Origin of the sequence: Paenibacillus stellifer (assembly GCF_000758685.1) — a bacterium.
Classification (GTDB): Bacteria; Bacillota; Bacilli; order Paenibacillales; family Paenibacillaceae; genus Paenibacillus_AQ; species Paenibacillus_AQ stellifer.
Genome location: NZ_CP009286.1, coordinates 5,277,867 through 5,293,932 on the forward strand (window position 1 = coordinate 5,277,867; position 16,066 = coordinate 5,293,932).

At 54.4% G+C, this 16,066-nt stretch carries 15 protein-coding genes; all 15 read right to left on the reverse strand.

The genetic code is table 11. The annotated features are described in order from the left end of the window. Positions 1–37: 37 nt before the first annotated feature. Entirely contained in the window at positions 38–1,186 is a 1,149-nt protein-coding gene (gene csaB / locus PSTEL_RS24190; RefSeq protein WP_038699322.1) for a polysaccharide pyruvyl transferase CsaB, read from the reverse strand. Next, on the reverse strand, positions 1,162–3,228 hold the full coding sequence (locus tag PSTEL_RS24195) for a DUF5693 family protein (RefSeq protein WP_038699324.1): 2,067 nt from the start codon (positions 3,226–3,228) through the stop codon (positions 1,162–1,164). Before PSTEL_RS24195 ends, csaB begins: the two co-directional genes overlap by 25 nt. A gap of 179 nt (positions 3,229–3,407) precedes the next feature. After that, complete coding sequence (locus PSTEL_RS24200; RefSeq protein ID WP_038699326.1) at positions 3,408–5,132, reverse strand: phospho-sugar mutase; 1,725 nt, start codon at positions 5,130–5,132, stop codon at positions 3,408–3,410. 141 nt (positions 5,133–5,273) lie between these two features. After that, positions 5,274–5,696: a 3-hydroxyacyl-ACP dehydratase FabZ gene (gene fabZ / locus PSTEL_RS24205; RefSeq protein WP_038699328.1), complete on the reverse strand. Its 423-nt coding sequence runs from the start codon at positions 5,694–5,696 to the stop codon at positions 5,274–5,276. A 285-nt stretch (positions 5,697–5,981) separates the two neighbouring features. Then, positions 5,982–6,200: a DNA-directed RNA polymerase subunit beta gene (locus PSTEL_RS24210; protein WP_425415250.1), complete on the reverse strand. Its 219-nt coding sequence runs from the start codon at positions 6,198–6,200 to the stop codon at positions 5,982–5,984. Positions 6,201–6,245: 45 nt separating this feature from the next. Continuing rightward, a complete protein-coding gene (locus tag PSTEL_RS24215) occupies positions 6,246–7,070 on the reverse strand; it encodes a flagellar hook-basal body protein (protein ID WP_038699330.1) in 825 nt (274 codons plus the stop codon). A gap of 15 nt (positions 7,071–7,085) precedes the next feature. After that, complete coding sequence (locus PSTEL_RS24220; RefSeq protein ID WP_038699331.1) at positions 7,086–7,967, reverse strand: flagellar hook-basal body protein; 882 nt, start codon at positions 7,965–7,967, stop codon at positions 7,086–7,088. 70 nt (positions 7,968–8,037) lie between these two features. Next, a complete protein-coding gene (mreB, locus tag PSTEL_RS24225) occupies positions 8,038–9,036 on the reverse strand; it encodes a rod shape-determining protein (protein ID WP_038699332.1) in 999 nt (332 codons plus the stop codon). Positions 9,037–9,165: 129 nt separating this feature from the next. Further along, complete coding sequence (spoIIID, locus tag PSTEL_RS24230; protein WP_038699334.1) at positions 9,166–9,453, reverse strand: sporulation transcriptional regulator SpoIIID; 288 nt, start codon at positions 9,451–9,453, stop codon at positions 9,166–9,168. Positions 9,454–9,661: 208 nt separating this feature from the next. Continuing rightward, positions 9,662–10,405 carry a M23 family metallopeptidase gene (locus PSTEL_RS24235; RefSeq protein ID WP_038699336.1) on the reverse strand — a complete coding sequence of 248 codons (744 nt, stop codon included), beginning with the start codon at positions 10,403–10,405 and terminating at the stop codon, positions 9,662–9,664. A 60-nt stretch (positions 10,406–10,465) separates the two neighbouring features. Next, on the reverse strand, positions 10,466–11,659 hold the full coding sequence (gene spoIID, locus PSTEL_RS24240) for a stage II sporulation protein D (RefSeq protein WP_038699337.1): 1,194 nt from the start codon (positions 11,657–11,659) through the stop codon (positions 10,466–10,468). Between the two features lie 295 nt (positions 11,660–11,954). Further along, the gene (gene murA / locus PSTEL_RS24245; RefSeq protein WP_038699338.1) at positions 11,955–13,328 is read right to left on the reverse strand and encodes a UDP-N-acetylglucosamine 1-carboxyvinyltransferase; all 1,374 of its coding nucleotides are present in this window, start codon (positions 13,326–13,328) and stop codon (positions 11,955–11,957) included. A gap of 332 nt (positions 13,329–13,660) precedes the next feature. Then, the gene (locus tag PSTEL_RS24250; protein ID WP_038699340.1) at positions 13,661–13,918 is read right to left on the reverse strand and encodes a DUF1146 family protein; all 258 of its coding nucleotides are present in this window, start codon (positions 13,916–13,918) and stop codon (positions 13,661–13,663) included. A 275-nt stretch (positions 13,919–14,193) separates the two neighbouring features. Then, a complete protein-coding gene (locus tag PSTEL_RS24255) occupies positions 14,194–14,610 on the reverse strand; it encodes a F0F1 ATP synthase subunit epsilon (RefSeq protein ID WP_038699342.1) in 417 nt (138 codons plus the stop codon). Between the two features lie 26 nt (positions 14,611–14,636). Next, positions 14,637–16,037 carry a F0F1 ATP synthase subunit beta gene (atpD, locus tag PSTEL_RS24260; protein ID WP_038699344.1) on the reverse strand — a complete coding sequence of 467 codons (1,401 nt, stop codon included), beginning with the start codon at positions 16,035–16,037 and terminating at the stop codon, positions 14,637–14,639. Positions 16,038–16,066: the final 29 nt, after the last annotated feature.

The following is a 16,066-nucleotide window of genomic DNA, read 5'->3' on the forward strand; positions in this document are numbered from 1 at the left end:
TTACCGTAGGCACTTTACCCGAGACCTTCACTTTCAATCACCCTTTATGCCTGAAATCATCTATAATGTGCCGGGCAGGAGCCTCAGCCTCCCTAACGAGGGAGACGATCAGCGGTTCCCTCTGCCGGCGCCAGGACTCTCCGTCCCGCAGAAGCTGAAGCAGCTGCTCCGAGACCGCGCCGCTGTCAAGCGATCCTGTACGTCCTGCGGGAACGGAATCAATGCGGCTGAGAAAATGATCAATCTTCGGATCATAGGACACCCCAAGCAGCGGTACGCGCTGCCCTGCTGCATAGATCAGACTGTGCAGCCGCATGCCGAGCAGCGCCTGGCAGGCTTCAACCTCCCGAAGCATTTCGTAAGGATGCTCCGTTCCCGCACACATGCTGACAGTGCTGCCGCTACCTTGAACATCGCCTATCTTGTCCATGCAATACTGGGAAGCTTCGGCATCGGCAGGGAGATGAAACGGCAGAAACCGCACATGTACCGGAAGCGCCGCACACACCTGCCGAAGCCCTTCGGCAATGGCATCCAGCTCCTTCCGGTCCTTCTCCCAGAACCGCACCGAAACGCCGATAACAGGAAGCTCAGACTTCCCGGAAGTTTCCGCACGCCCGAATCCGGGCGCTTCTTCCACACCGGTCTTTGGAGCAGAAAGGCCCATAACCGGATCCGGCACAACTTCTATCGCTGGCCTTTTGATTCCCATGGACAAGAGTAAATCTCTGGACTGCTCATCGCGTACGGAGATGTACGAGCATTTTTGGAAGACTGATTTAATCAAGGAATGAAACAGCTTGCGCTGAACGGGACCGACGCCCTGGGCATACACGAACGTCGGCTTCTTCATCCATTGGGCGAGCTTGATTACACCGAGATAATAAGGAACGGATTTGGGACTTGTCACATCCTGCAGCAGGCTCCCGCCGCCGCTGATCAACCCATCGCTCTCCGCGATCGCCTTCCGCACTTCGGACAGCTTCATCCGGTGAACAGCCCGCACGCCGTATGTCGATGAAGTCCATGCCGGATCGATAGACAGCACAATCGGTTCAACCGGAACTCCAGCCGCTTCGGATTGGCGTTCCAGCGCATTCAGGATCGATTGAAGCACCGCTTCATCCCCGCTGTTGCGGAAGCCGTAGTATCCGGATAAGACTATCTTTTTTGGAGAGGCGACCATCGTTTCCAACATCCTTCCGCGATTTGCCACACAAATACCGCAATCACACCCAGAATTGCTCCAAGACCAAGACCGAGCAACCCGCGAACAAGCGAGATCAGAACAGGCGAATGAATATGGGCAAAGGTATCGATCATCGACAACTGGCCGATAACCGCCACAATCATCAAGTAATTAGCCTTCCGGTATTTAAGCGCCAGGAAAGCTCCAAGCACCATCATCGGGTGGGCAAGCAAAAATTCCTTGCTTCGCGGACGCACGCCGAAGGTATTCTCCATGAAGTTCCGGAAGGCCAGTTCATAGGAGCTCGCCGTACCGCTGTTGCCGGTCCGACTCAAGTAGTACAGGCCCACAATGCCAAGCACGGCGGCCGCAATAACCATCGCGAGCGTAATCGGCGTCCGAAGCAGCTTGCCCGTCTTGTTCAGGGTGAACTCGCCTCGGTAGAGCAGGACATAAATCGCCACCAGCCCGATTGGCGCAATATGAAGAAGGCTTACGCCGCGGAACTGGTTGAGCACAAGAGCGTAGGTGATGTTGTTCAGAAGCGCGATCACAAACGGCACCGCACTGAGTGAAATCACCGCAGTCTTCACATAGAGAAACAGGCTCTGCAGCAGACGCCGCTGCGGGCTCGCTGCGGCAAAGGCCACAGTGCGGTCTCTTCGTTCGGTACCGCCCTGCGACTCACTGGCCAGCGGCGGGCCCGATGCGTTGAGCTTGCGGACCGCCATGACAACAGCCACGGTCGGAGCGCTTATTGCCACTGCGAGAGCAAGCGCCTGCTCGAACAACACCGGCTTCAGCAGAAGCAGGCCCGCGCTTCCGAGAAGACCGACGATCCAGGCCGGCAGCGTCAGCCAAGGAATGAAATAGGAAATCATAAGAGCAATCATCGCTACGGCGCCGATAACGGCGACAAGCTTCGCATAACGCTGATAAGAGGAATCCGCCACATCAAAAGCGGTAGCCGTACCTATTGTAAAGCCGTTGCTCTTGATCTTGCTGATCGCTCCGTCAGGTCCGGTGAGGCTGGTAATCAGGTTATCGATCGAATCCTGTACTTCAGCTTTGGCCGTATTTCGGGTCGGAGCTGTATTAAGATAGAGCATGCGGATATTCCGGTCCTTGGTTGCCAGCGCAAACCGGTCCACAATCGTCTCCGGCTTCAGCGTCGAATCTTTTTCGCTCAGCGAATACAGACGGACGACGTTATAATCCAGCATATAGGCAAGCTTGTTGAATCCTTTCTGCTGCTGTTTCAAATTCTCGATGGTTGCCACGCCGATTCCGTGATCCTTCAGCAGCTTGGCGAATGAAGACAGACTCTGCTTGTCCTCATCATCGTTGAAGCCCTTAACCGAATCACCTTCGAACAACACACGGGTAACGCCGAGCGCTTTGAAACGGTCCATCAGTTCGTTCATTTTTTCTTCATTATATGGCAGGGAGTCAACCAGTCTCGGCACAATGCTGAAGCCCTTGGCTTTCAGCATGTCCAGCGTCGCTTCATCCGGTGCCAAAGGCTTCAGCAGCGCATCTTCCAGAGGTGTCCGGATAATCAGGCCCTGCTGTCCACGGAAATTCCAATTCTCTGTCGTAATTCCCAGCCCGTTAAAGGTATCCCGGATCGTAGGCGAGAGCTGATCGTAGTTCTCCCGGCTAGTGAACAGAACGTACGTATAATTCTCATTTTCCGGGATGACGCTATCCGTCAAGTTCGCAATATCTTGCGCACCCCAATACATCACTCTCCGGGCTCTCCGGTAATCATCCAGCGTGCTTTCGTACACAGCCATACTGCCTATACCCGCATCTTTCAACCGGTTCAATTGATCGGAGATATAATCCTGCGGATTGGCACGGTAACTGGCCGCTTCCACCAAATCCCGGTAATCAAATACGAACTCAACGGTCTTGGACGACTTCTCCGTCTGCAGGCGATCGCCCACTACCGGATGTGCTCCAAGCAACCCGATCAGAACCAGGAGCCAGAGCCACTTTCTAGCGCCTACATTCCAACGCTGCCATTTCTGTTGCACCAACATTTCCTCCTCATTCCTTGACGAATCCGCTGTAAAGGCTAGTCCCTCGGGAGCGGCATTCCATCCGCACACCCATGTGAACGACCTCCAGAGGACCCCGAAAAAAGAAACGGCTATGCACCCGATCCCAAGACCGGGGAGCCGTTTCCCTTTTTATCATTATCCGGTTCCTAATTTTACTTAGAACTGCCGTCTACCCGCCCCATAACCTCTTGAGTGAGAGCGGCTACCTTCGACTTGGCGTCATCCAGCGACTCTCCTCGAACGGCAAAGTAAACCTTGATCTTCGGTTCTGTTCCCGAAGGACGCAGGCAGAACCATGATCCGTCAGACAGCAAATATTTCAGCACATTTTCTTTCGGAAGCCCATTCAGGCCGACCGAGTAATCGAGCACCTCGCTGACGGAAGCGCCGGCGATTTCCTTCGGCGGATTCTGCCGCCAGTCGCTCATAATACCCTGGATCTGGGCAACCCCGTCCTTGCCTTTCAGCGTACGGGATTCCAGGCTCTCCAGGAAGTATCCGAACTGTTCATACAGCTCCTGAAGCACTTCGTACAGTGTCTTGCCTTGAGCTTTGTAATAAGCGCCCGCCTCGGCGATCAGCATGGAGGCCAGAACGGCATCCTTGTCCCGGGCATAGTTGCCGGCGAGGTATCCATAGCTTTCCTCATAGCCGAAGAGATATGTGTATTCGCCCGAAGCTTCGAATTGCGTCATCTTCTCGCCGATATATTTGAAGCCTGTCAGCGTGTTGAATATGGTAGCGCCATAATGGGAGGCAACGGCTGCGCCCATTTCACTGGTCACGATGGTCTTGACGACCGCACCGTTGCTCGGCAGCTTGCCTTGTTCCTGCAGACGGCTCAGATAGTAGTGGATCATGAGAGCTCCGGACTGGTTGCCGGACAGAACAACAAATTTGCCTTCATTATCCCGTACAACAGCGCCCATGCGGTCCGCGTCAGGGTCCGTACCGATCAGCAGATCAGCTCCGAGCTCCTCGCCCAGCTTTATAGCCAGCGTAAAAGCTTCCCGCTCTTCCGGGTTCGGAGACTTAACCGTGGAGAATTCCGAATCCGGCTGTTCCTGCTCCGGCACGACGTGAACTTCGGTGAATCCGACTTTCGTCAGCACGCTCCGAACCGGCAGATTGCCTGTTCCATGCAGCGGCGTATAGACGATTTTGAAGTTGCTGCCAAGTCCTGCGGCGATATCGGCACGTCCGACACTGACTGCTGCTACCGTATCCGTAAAGGCCTCATCTTCTTTCTCGCCCAGCCATTCCAGCAGACCGGCTGCTTCCGCCTCTTCGCGAGTGGTGCGCTTAACGGCATTGAAGGAATCGATGTTAAATATGTAAGAGATCACCTTCTCCGCTTCATCCGGAACGAGCTGGCCGCCATGGCCGTTATAGACTTTGTAGCCATTGTATTCAGGCGGATTGTGGCTCGCCGTAATGACAACCCCGCCCGATGCGCTCAAATGACGGACACTGAAGGACAATTGGGGGGTCGAACGGAGCGATGGGTAGAGATAAGCCTTGATTCCGTTGCCGGCAAGCACAAGCGCGGTCTCAAGCGCGAACTCCGGTGAGAAGCGGCGGGAGTCATGTGCGATGACAATGGAAGGAAGTCCTTCTCCTTTATGTGTTTCCAGAATGAAATTGGCGAAGCCCTGCGTTGCTCTGGCGATGGTATAACGGTTCATCCGGTTGCTGCCTGCACCGATAACGCCGCGCAGACCGCCGGTACCGAATTCCAGGTCACGGTAAAAGCGTTCTTCCAATTCTTTGGGATCATTGCTTAGAGCGCGCAGTTCTTGCTTGGTCGACTCATCAACGGACGGATCCTGCAGCCAGCGTTCCAGCGTCTCCGCAGCTTTTGGACTCAATTGGGTCATAGGTAAATCTCTCCTTCGTAAGATTGATTTAAATAAGACGCGAATGCCATTTTCACAACATCAGCAGAGCATGAAAATGCCATCTTGCAAACGTCGCCTAAATCACTCATTTGTAAGGGTTCATCCCGCGGCAATGAATGTTCAGGATAAGGCAAACATGATTTCGCCTTCGGCCACAACCTTGTCTTCCACTTTGGCAACTGCTTTTCCTTTGCCGATGCTGCCCTTAAGGCGGGTAATCTCAACCTCAAGCCGGAGTGTGTCTCCGGGTCTGACCTGTCCGCGAAACCGGAAACCGTCGAGCCCTGCCAGGAATCCGATCTTCCCCCGGTTGGCTTCAACACCCAGAATCGCCACCGCTCCCACCTGTGCCAGAGCTTCCGTAATCAGAACGCCAGGCATCACGGGATATCCCGGAAAATGCCCTGCGAAGAAAGGCTCGTTAACGGTGACATTTTTAATGCCGACAGCACGCACGCCCATCTCGATTTCAATGATCTTGTCCACCAGCAGAAACGGGGGACGATGTGGGATAATTTCCTGAATCTGATTGACATCCAGCATGATACGATTCTCCTTCCGGACCTATGCGAAGGCTTACTGCCTTCAACATGCGCAGCACCTAATTCTTCGCCGGAACGCATAAATAGTAAAGCTCCGGGCAAGAATTATAGTTATCCTTCACCTGCTGCAGAAGTGGAGGTTAAGATAAGGGGTCTTCCTGCTTATTAAGCAGTGAGGGCCCTTTTGCCATCCCAAGCTCCCCATCATTATACATATTCCAGTATAAAAAAGAAAACTCCCTTGTACAAGGGAGTTCCATATGCTTATTTAGGCTCAAAACGTATGTCAAGGCGCAAACACCAAATCGTATACATGCTTCCATGTGCTCCATTGGAACACATCGCTGAGTTCTTTTTTGCCGAGAATCACATAACCGGCGGCCATGCCGCCGCCTAGAGCCAGCAGAAGCAGCAGAGGGATCACAAACCATTGAATTATAGTCCATTTTGACCGTTTGCGTCTGGCCGGCATCTTATCCTCAGTCAATTGTCCTTCTTCTTTCAACCGCTCGTCTCCCTGGCGGCTCATTGCCTCACCTACTTGCTCTTATTATAGCTTGCTCATACTATTGGCCAGTCCGAGCATCGCATCACTTGAACTAAGGGCCCGGGCGGCAAGCTGATAAGCACGCTGAACCTGCATCATATCAGTTATTTCCTTGTTCAGATCGACATTGGACTGTTCAAGCCAGCCGGTCCGGATCGCGGGTCCGCCGGCCTCCCCGGCCTGACGCTGAACGAAGGCTTGTCCAGCCGTAACTCCGCCCGCCAGGACGAACCGGCCTCCGTCTACCGCCTGCAGCATATTTTCGTTCTTCGGCTCGACCAGCATCAATTTTCCCGCCAGCGTCGCCGGTTCGTTCTCGCCTTTCTTCAACCACACATTGCCGCTCTCATCAAACGCCACGCTGGAATCCTTCTGCACGGATAACGGATTCCCTGTCGAATCCAGCACCGGATTTCCGGTATTATCCACTAGGGCCATTTTGTCCGGATTGGCACTGTCCGGCGTAAAATGAAAATCGCCTTGCCGCGTATATGTCGTAACTCCATTCACCTGTACCGCGAACAGGCCGCCTCCCTGAATCGCCAGATCGCTGGGCTTGCCGGTCTCCAGCATCGCGCCCTGTTCCCAGCTTGTTGTAATTTGGGGAATCCGCACGCCGAAGCCCAGGTCATATCCGAGAGGCGTGCTGCGGCCTTCCAAATCGTAATCCTTGGACTGCTGCTGCACACGGGTCAGCACATCCTCGAAGGAGCCTTCCTTGCTCTTGTACCCCGCCGTGTTCATATTCGCGATGTTGTCCGCAATCAAATCCAGACGCTGCTGAAGGGTGGCCATTGTTACGGCTGCGCCGATTGTCGAGTTATTCATCGGTTAATCTTCCCCCTATACTCTGCCGACGCTGTTGACGGCCTTGTCCAGTGTGCTGTCGTAGAATTGAACCACCTTCTGATTCGCTTCATAGGCCCGATAGGCCGCATTCAGATCCACAGTAACCTGCGTGACATCGACATTCGAGCCCTCAATGTAGCCCTGGCGCACTTGAACATTGTCTCCAGCCGCCGCATAGCGGATGCCCGCCGTGGCCGGATCGTCTGCGTGGAACACTCCGTTGCCGTCACGCACCAGATTTTGCGGATTAGTTACGATGCTGACGCCCAGGCGGATGCCGGTATCGGTTCCCGTCGCTGCATTCACGACTCGTCCCGCGTCATCTACGCGAAGGTCGTCCACTGAACGGAGAGCGCCGACATTGACCGGCTGGCCGTTCGCGCCAAGTACCTTGTAGCCTGCCGAGCTTAAGAGGTTGCCAGTGGAATCAACCGTGAAGGAGCCATTGCGTGTGTACAACTCATTGCCGTCTGTATCCTGAACCGTAAAGAATGCCTGAGGCTGGTAAGTGACCTGGCCCTGCGCATTTATATATTTGCCTGATTGATCGAATACGATGTTCTGTCCGGTAGCGGGATCGGTGACACTAAGATCGCTGGACAATGCAAAATCCGTCGTCTTGGTCGTGTTGACCAGATCGCCCTGAAGAAACTTCGACATGGACTGCTCCGCAAAAACACCCGTGTTCAGCTTGCCGATCGACTTCGTCGTTCCGTTCTGCATTGCGGAGATAAGCACCTCCGGAAACGAATGGTTCAAACTTTCGACCTGCTTGTATCCGGTTGTGTTCATGTTGGCGATATTCTGGGTAGCCGTATCATGACGGCGCTGCTCTGTCACCATTCCGGCGGCTGCCGTGTATAAACCTCTGATCATAAAGGCGTGTCTCCTTCCTTAGGCCTAAAACGAACTTCCGATTTCAAACCTTTACCTTTATATCGGCGGTTTAGAACTTTTTCTTAACAACTCTATCCAAATGATCGAGCATAATTCCCGTGCCCTTCACCACACAGTGCATCGGATCTTCCGCCACCCATACCGGAACATGAAGCTCTTCGGCAAGCAGCTCGTCCAGTCCGGTCAGCAGTGCTCCGCCCCCGGTCAGCACAACGCCACGGTCAATAATATCTGCCGAAAGCTCCGGTGGCGTCCGTTCCAACACGGTCTTCGCGGCAACCACGATGGACGATACCGGATCCCACAGCGCCTCCTGCACCTCGGCCGAACTGATGGTCAGCGTCTGGGGCAGACCGCTTACCATATCGCGGCCGCGGATATCCATCTCGGCCTGCGTTCCGCCGGGACGGACATTGCCGATATTCAGCTTGATGTCTTCCGCCGTGCGCTCGCCGATCAGCAGCTTATATTTCGATTTGATATATTTTAAAATGGCCTCGTCAAACTTGTCCCCCGCGATTTTAATGGAGGAGGCGGTAACGACGTCGCCCATGGAGAGCACAGCAACATCCGTCGTTCCGCCGCCGATGTCGACGACCATATTTCCACTCGGCTGATAAATATCCATGCCCGCTCCGATTGCGGCGGCTTTCGGCTCCTCTTCCATGAAGACTTCCTTGGCTCCGCTGCGTTCGGCCGCTTCCCGGATGGACTTCTGCTCAACAGAGGTGATATTCGTAGGTGCGCAGATCAAAATGCGCGGACGCGAATACCAGCTCCGTCCCCCGACGCGGTCGATGAAGTACTTCAGCATCGTCTCCGTGATCTCAAAATCGGCGATAACGCCGTCCCGGAGCGGACGAATGGTTGAGATGTTGCCAGGGGTACGGCCGACCATGCGTCTGGCCTGCTCTCCTACTGCAAGGACCTTTTTCGTATCGCTTTCCAGCGTTACTACTGAAGGCTCATCGAGAACGACTCCCTTTCCTTTAACATGAATAAGCACATTGGCAGTGCCGAGATCGATTCCGATGTCCTTGCTAAGCATAATAAAAGAGCCCCCAAAGTATTATTTTAGATCAAATCAACGGTTTGATACCAACTTTAAAACTACCATACTTTAGGGGGTAAATACAATGCAATTTTGCCTTAAAATCACCTTAAAATCCGCATGATGTCAGGGTTTCGCCGCAACTGCTACCTCCCGTTTCTTTCCGGTGTTTTTTTTATATTTGATTTTTGTAGCCTCTCCCCCCCGAAGATGGCGAATCGATTTGTGATACTCCAAAATGTGTTTTACCTGATCGGCAAGATCAGGATTGATCTCCGGCAGCCGCTCGGTCAAATCTTTATGCACCGTGCTCTTGGAAACGCCGAATTCTTTGGCTATCGTCCGGACCGTATGCCTGGTTTCCACGATGCAGCGTCCGATCTTTATGGTACGTTCCTTGATGTAATCATGCACGCTCCCGCCTCCCAACTGTGGATAGTTTGGTACATTATATGAGGGGCGGGCCTATATATTCGCGGTTTACCGGGAGGACGGGCCGGGGAATCACCATTTTATTTCCGGGACAACCGTACCAGAACACTGTTAAAGGATGGGAAGGATGTCCTAAGTATGGATAAAAAAAGCGGAGGGACCGTAGGTCCCGCCGCTAGGCGGTTCATCGTTATTTTTGCGGAAGCAGATCAGATGGATTCACAAGCTTGCTGTCTTGGTATACTTCGAAATGAACGTGGTTGCCCAGATCCTTCTCCACCTCGTTGCGGCCAGCGCTTGCAAGTGTATCGCCCTGCTTCACCTGGTCGCCCTGCTTCACCTTGGCATCTCCAAGGCTTTGATAGACCGTCTTCAGATTGCCCTGATCGACTTCGATCACAGTGCCGAGCGTCGGAACATCTTCCACCCGGGTAACTTCACCGCTGACAGCAGCCTTCACGTCAAACGTCTTGTTGTCCTGGCGGGCCAGGTCGATGCCGGTATTGGGCGTGAACGTATCGCCGCTCTGCACCATGGCCTCGATGTGATTCTGCTCCGTGCCCTTCTCGTCATAGTACGGCTTCACAATCTCCACACTTGCGGGATCGGCTACCGGCCATGCCAGACTTTCGGCTGTTGCAGTTACCTCCAGCGCATTCGGATCCTTGGCGTCACCTTGAGCAGCCTTCTGAACTCCCCCGCTGACATCATCCGTAACAACGGCTGCAGTGTCTGTCGAAAGCGGCTTATGGCCGGCATCCTGATAGACCCACACCAACGTTAGTATGATTGCCGCTGCTGCCGTGTAGACTGCGGGAAATACCCAGCGTTTTCTGAACAGTCTGTTCCATGAAGAAGGCTTGTGGCTCGTTTCTCCCGAATTGGTTTTGAGAGAATCTTCATGGGATGGTTGATTTTTGTTTTGTTCATTCATTTGCTATCACCTCAGTAACCAGTGTTACCGGGGTATCTGCTTTTATACGTTTCTTTCACTTTATTTTTTCAAAAGAGTTGAGACTTGCGCGAACGAAATACCGCTGTAGTAGTGTTTGAGAATCCGGGTCGCCGTGGCGCCTTCTTTGGCCATGCCGTCAGCTCCCCACTGGCTCATTCCGACACCGTGGCCGCTGCCGTAAGTTGTAATGGCAATGTTCCCGTTCTTGATCGTCCAGGTGAACTGGCTGGAACGGAGCCCGAGCTTCTCCCGGATCTCCCGGCCGGTGAAGATCTTGCCGTCTATCGAAATCTCTTTCACCCGGTGTCCTGCGGTCACCGACAGAACCATTATAACGGGCATTCCGGAGTCTCCCTGCCCAGCCGCGAGCGGCACCGGTCTCAGCCCCGCGCCCTGTTCTACCATAGCGGCTTCGCTTGCACCTTGCAGTTGACCGTTCACACCCAGCTTCTCCCGCAGCTCCGCCGGGCTGAAGGTGGCGGTCGCCGCAAGCTGCGGGTTCACCTCGCGGTCCCAGGGGCTCGCTACGCTGCGCAAATACGGAACGGCATTCTTCCAGTAATCCTCGGAGTTCTCGGTGTACCCTCCGCTGGAAGAGAAGAAGGATGCCGTGATCGGCGCACCCTGATAGGTCATCACGACGCCGCGCGTCTCCACCGTCGCGCGGCGGAGCTTGGCCAGGTCGCCCGGCCGGCCAGCCTTCGTGAACCGGCGTTCCAGCTCGGCCGATGACAGGTAGGCCTGATGGGCGACCGTATCCATCACATCGGCGGCTCCTTCGGGAACGCCGCTATGGTCGCCGGCCAGCAGCCGGCGCACGATGAAGGTGCGGGCCGCGACGGCCTGCGCTTTGAGCGCTTCAAGCTCAAAGCTGGACGGCATTTCGGCCGCCACAACGCCGGTGACGTAGTCCTCCAGCGGCAGTCTCTCGATTTGTCCGGTGGCGGACAAATACACGGACACCATCGGCTGCGCGGCCTCAAGCGCAGCTGAAGGTCCCGCCGCGGCCGAGGCGGCGGGCTTCGGGCCGCCGGGCCCTGCGGGCGCCGTGCCGTGGTGCAAATGCACCACGGCGAGCGGCAGCAGCAGCCCGGCAAGCAGCGGCGCGGCCAGCCAGGCGGCGGCCGCAAGCCGGCTTCGGCGCCGCGTGCCCTGGCGGCGCCGGCCGAGGCGAAGCCTGCGCCGCCGGAGCTTCCGGGCGGCCCGAAGGGACCAGGACCGGAAATCTTTCATTTCTTCCGCCTCCCTTGTTCTCTGTGCTCAAGATAGGATATGAGCCCCGCCACATTGCTAGAACGGCAGATTGAAAGAAAGACGGAGTTTCCAGCCCCCGGCAGCGGAGTATTTCAGGGGATTTTAAGATGCCGGATCTATAATCTCTTTGAGAAACTAAGAACATGAAAAAGAAGCCCGGCCGAAGCCGGACTTCCGTAAATAGAATAATTTCGGTTACTAACGGTTAGTATATTAGACCGATTGAAGATCGGCCGAATGAGCTCTCATACGCCTGAATTGAATCAGCTCCAGCTTACACCCAGCTCGGCTGTATCTGGAAACGTCCCGGCGCTTCTTCCTTCAGCGATGCGGCCCGGGAAGGCTCGGCTTTGGCCGTCTCTTCCTTTGCGGCTTCCGGAAGGCTGTCTTCCAGCGATACGCGCCAGATGTCAGCGCCAAGACCCGACAGCTTCTCCGCCAGATGGACATAACCCCGGTCGATATGATGGGTTCCGCTTACCTCCGTCGTACCATCGGCCACGAGACCGGCAAGAATCAGGGCGGCACCGGCGCGCAGATCTGTTGCGCACACCTTGGCTCCGACGAGACGGGCGTTTCCGGTGACAATTGCCGTGCGGCCCTCGACTTTGATCTCGGCATTCATATGCTGGAACTCTTCGACATGCATGAAACGGTTCTCAAAGACCGTCTCCGTAACGACGCTCGTTCCCTCCGAGCGGAGCAGAAGCGCCATCATCTGCGACTGCATATCTGTCGGAAAGCCCGGGTATGGCAGAGTCTTCACATCTACAGCCTTCAGCGGCTTGTCGCTGATGACGCGGATGCCGTTATCGCTCGGGATAATGGTGACGCCCATTTCCTCCATTTTGGCAATGACAGGTCCGAGATGATCGGCGATTGCGCCCTCAACGAACACATCGCCGCCTGTAATGGCGGCTGCCGCCATATAGGTCCCGGCTTCGATCCGGTCCGGAATCACATGATGCTTAACTCCATGCAGACGCTCTACGCCTTCAATCCGGATCACTCCCGTTCCGGCACCGCGTACAACAGCTCCCATGCTATTCAGGTAATTGGCCAGATCCACGATCTCAGGCTCTTTGGCGGCATTCTCGATTGTCGTTACGCCTTCTGCCAGAGAAGCGGCCATCATAATATTCTCCGTTGCGCCCACGCTGGCGACGTCCAGGTAGATCTTCGCTCCGCGCAGACGCCCGTTGCTCTTGGCTTCAATGTAGCCCTGACCCAAATTTATCTCGGCTCCGAGCGCTTCAAAGCCCTTCAAATGCTGGTCGATTGGACGCGTACCGATCGCGCAGCCGCCGGGCAGAGAAATTCTCGTACGGCCCATACGGGACAGAAGAGGTCCCATGACAAGAAAAGAAGCACGCATCTTGCGCACCCACTCGTATGGCGCCTCGCAGGTAGAGATCGTTCGGGCATCTACCTGGATAATATCGTCATGATATGTAACTCCCGCCCCCAGAGATTCCAGTACTTTGCTGATCGTCATTACATCATCCAGCGGAGGTGCGTCGACAATGACGCTTTCTCCTTCTTCTGCCAACAGAGAGGCGGCTATGATCGGTAGTACGGAATTTTTAGCGCCGCTTACTTTAACGCTCCCGGTCAATCGGTTGCCACCGCGGACGATAAATTTGCTCATTTTTGGGTTCCCTCCGCGTCCATTATTTTCACTGACCTGCATGTCATTCTTCATATCCTTGCTTGTTTAATTTTTGAAGGTAAAAAGTTAAGGTAATAATCAATTCGGCTTTCTCGCATCGATTTCCGCTGTCTGATCCCGGATTTGACCTGAAAAATCCTTCTGTTTCACAATATACGCGATGCGCGACACATGTGCGATGCCATAAAGGACACCTTCAGGTGTTGATCCTTGGGACTTCTGTTAATTTAAGTTTTGTCTAAAAAAAATGTTATTATGCGGCAGTTCTTGGCGAATTCGGTCTACGACATTAATAACCGAACCGTCTTCCGTCAAAACATATGGCGGATTTGGGCGCTGTATCCCAGATAATCCAGCAGAAAGCCCGCTACAAAATGCCCCAGCACAATAGCTAGCAGCAGATGCAGCAGCCGTCCTTGCGGACTCTTGGGATATCTTATGAATAACTCCAGCTTAAAGTTCTGCAGAGCCCACCATGATATCGCAACACATATCAGCGAAACGGCCAGTGACAGCAGACCGCTGATTCCGATCGAGCCGGTTAAATCTGCATTTACGAGATTATCCATCCTAACCCCCCAGACGGTATCGCCCTTGGAAATCGACTCTTATATCATACTTGCGTAGTGGAAAAGAATCCAGTCCTTTTACAATTTTTTTCGTTAAAATCTCCAATAAAACGCTATCATATCCGCTGTCCTCCAGGAAGTTACAAAATGACACCGTTTGTTAGAGCTTTGACATTTGTTGAGGTCATATTGCGAACGAGAAATTTCTTATAACGAACACATTTGACATGTAAAAAAAAGAGCAGGCCGGACATAGTCCGATCTGCTCTTTACATTTATTGCTGTCCTTTACTGGTGGACACCTTAATCCGTGTAACCGCGCGCTGCAGCGCAAGTTCAGCCCGGCGGTGATCAATTTCGTCCTGCTTGCCTCGAACCTGCAGGCGGCGCTGGGCGCGCTCCTTGGCAGCCTCGGCGCGCTCGAGATCGATATCGCTGGGAAGCTCGGCGCTTTCCGCCAGTACGGTCACTTTATCCTTATGCACTTCAATGAACCCGCCGTGAACGGCGACCGTGGTCACGCCGGCATCCGATTTGATGGTCATCGGCGCTACCTGAAGCGGAGTCACAAGCGGAACATGCCCGGGCAGAATGCCCAGATCGCCTTCTGCTCCCCGTACGGTCAAGCTGTATACCTGCTTGGCGTATACGAGGTGATCCGGCGTGACAATTTCCAACATAAAAGTGTTCACTTCGAAATCCTCCTCAACCCTTCAGGTTACAGCGTTTTGGCCTTCTCCACCGCTTGCTCGATTGTACCTACGAACAGGAACGCGGCTTCCGGAAGATCGTCGTGCTTGCCTTCTAGAATTTCTTTGAAGCTGCGAACTGTTTCCTTGATCGGCACGTAAGCGCCCTTGAAGCCAGTAAACTGTTCGGCAACGTGGAAAGGCTGCGACAGGAAGCGTTCCACTTTGCGGGCACGGGCCACGATCAGCTTATCTTCCTCGCTCAGCTCATCCATACCGAGGATGGCGATAATATCCTGAAGCTCGGTGTAGCGCTGAAGCAGCTGCTTCACGCCCTGAGCTACATTGTAGTGCTCTTCTCCGACAATTTCCGGCGCCAGAATACGCGAGCTGGATGCCAGCGGGTCAACGGCCGGGAAAATGCCTTTTTCAGAGATTTTACGTTCCAGGTTGGTCGTCGCATCCAAGTGAGCGAACGCCGTCGCCGGAGCCGGGTCGGTATAGTCATCCGCCGGCACGTAAATCGCCTGGATCGAAGTTACCGAGCCTTTCTTGGTGGAAGTGATCCGTTCTTGCAGCTGACCCATTTCCGTTGCCAGCGTAGGCTGGTAACCTACCGCGGACGGCATGCGGCCGAGCAGAGCGGATACTTCGGAGCCCGCTTGCGTGAAGCGGAAGATGTTGTCGATGAAGAGCAGCGTATCGCGGCCTTCCACATCGCGGAAGTATTCCGCCATGGTCAGACCCGTCAGCGCTACGCGCAGACGCGCACCTGGCGGTTCGTTCATCTGTCCGAACACCATCGCCGTCTTCTTGATAACGCCGGATTCGGTCATTTCACCGTAAAGGTCATTCCCTTCACGGGTACGTTCGCCAACACCCGCGAATACGGAAATACCGCCATGTTCCTGGGCGATATTGTTGATCAATTCCTGGATCGTTACGGTCTTGCCTACGCCGGCACCGCCGAACAGGCCGATCTTACCGCCCTTGGCGTAAGGTGCGAGCAGGTCGATAACCTTGATGCCGGTCTCCAGGATTTCAGCTTGCGTCGACAGCTCGTCAAAGGTCGGAGCTGTGCGGTGGATTGGATTCTTCTGCGCTTCAACGATTGGTTCACCGTTATCAATCGCATCGCCCAGTACGTTAAATACCCGGCCGAGTGTAATATCGCCAACGGGAACGGAAATCGGAGCTCCTTGATCTATCGCATCCACACCGCGGACCAGTCCGTCCGTGGAGGACATGGCGATACAGCGAACCAGATTATCGCCCAGATGATTGGACACTTCCAGGGTCAGCTCTTTATCGCGTCCATGCTCTGCGCTGGCTCCGATTTTGACTGCATTGAAAATTTCAGGCAGCTGTCCGCGCTGAAACTCAATGTCGACAACCGGACCCATAATGCTTACTACGCGTCCTACGTTCATCTATGTTTCCCTCCTTGAAAACTGTTACC

Bases quoted from the DNA above. Each gene is read 5' to 3' on its own strand.
- fabZ (WP_038699328.1), bottom strand. From the start codon at position 5,696: ATGCTGGATGTCAATCAGATTCAGGAAATTATCCCACATCGTCCCCCG.
- PSTEL_RS24235 (WP_038699336.1), bottom strand. From the start codon at position 10,405: ATGAATGAACAAAACAAAAATCAACCATCCCATGAAGATTCTCTCAAA.
- PSTEL_RS24215 (WP_038699330.1), bottom strand. From the start codon at position 7,070: ATGAATAACTCGACAATCGGCGCAGCCGTAACAATGGCCACCCTTCAG.
- csaB (WP_038699322.1), bottom strand. From the start codon at position 1,186: ATGGTCGCCTCTCCAAAAAAGATAGTCTTATCCGGATACTACGGCTTC.
- atpD (WP_038699344.1), bottom strand. From the start codon at position 16,037: ATGAACGTAGGACGCGTAGTAAGCATTATGGGTCCGGTTGTCGACATT.
- PSTEL_RS24250 (WP_038699340.1), bottom strand. From the start codon at position 13,918: ATGGATAATCTCGTAAATGCAGATTTAACCGGCTCGATCGGAATCAGC.
- murA (WP_038699338.1), bottom strand. From the start codon at position 13,328: ATGAGCAAATTTATCGTCCGCGGTGGCAACCGATTGACCGGGAGCGTT.
- spoIID (WP_038699337.1), bottom strand. From the start codon at position 11,659: ATGAAAGATTTCCGGTCCTGGTCCCTTCGGGCCGCCCGGAAGCTCCGG.
- PSTEL_RS24220 (WP_038699331.1), bottom strand. From the start codon at position 7,967: ATGATCAGAGGTTTATACACGGCAGCCGCCGGAATGGTGACAGAGCAG.
- mreB (WP_038699332.1), bottom strand. From the start codon at position 9,036: ATGCTTAGCAAGGACATCGGAATCGATCTCGGCACTGCCAATGTGCTT.
- PSTEL_RS24200 (WP_038699326.1), bottom strand. From the start codon at position 5,132: ATGACCCAATTGAGTCCAAAAGCTGCGGAGACGCTGGAACGCTGGCTG.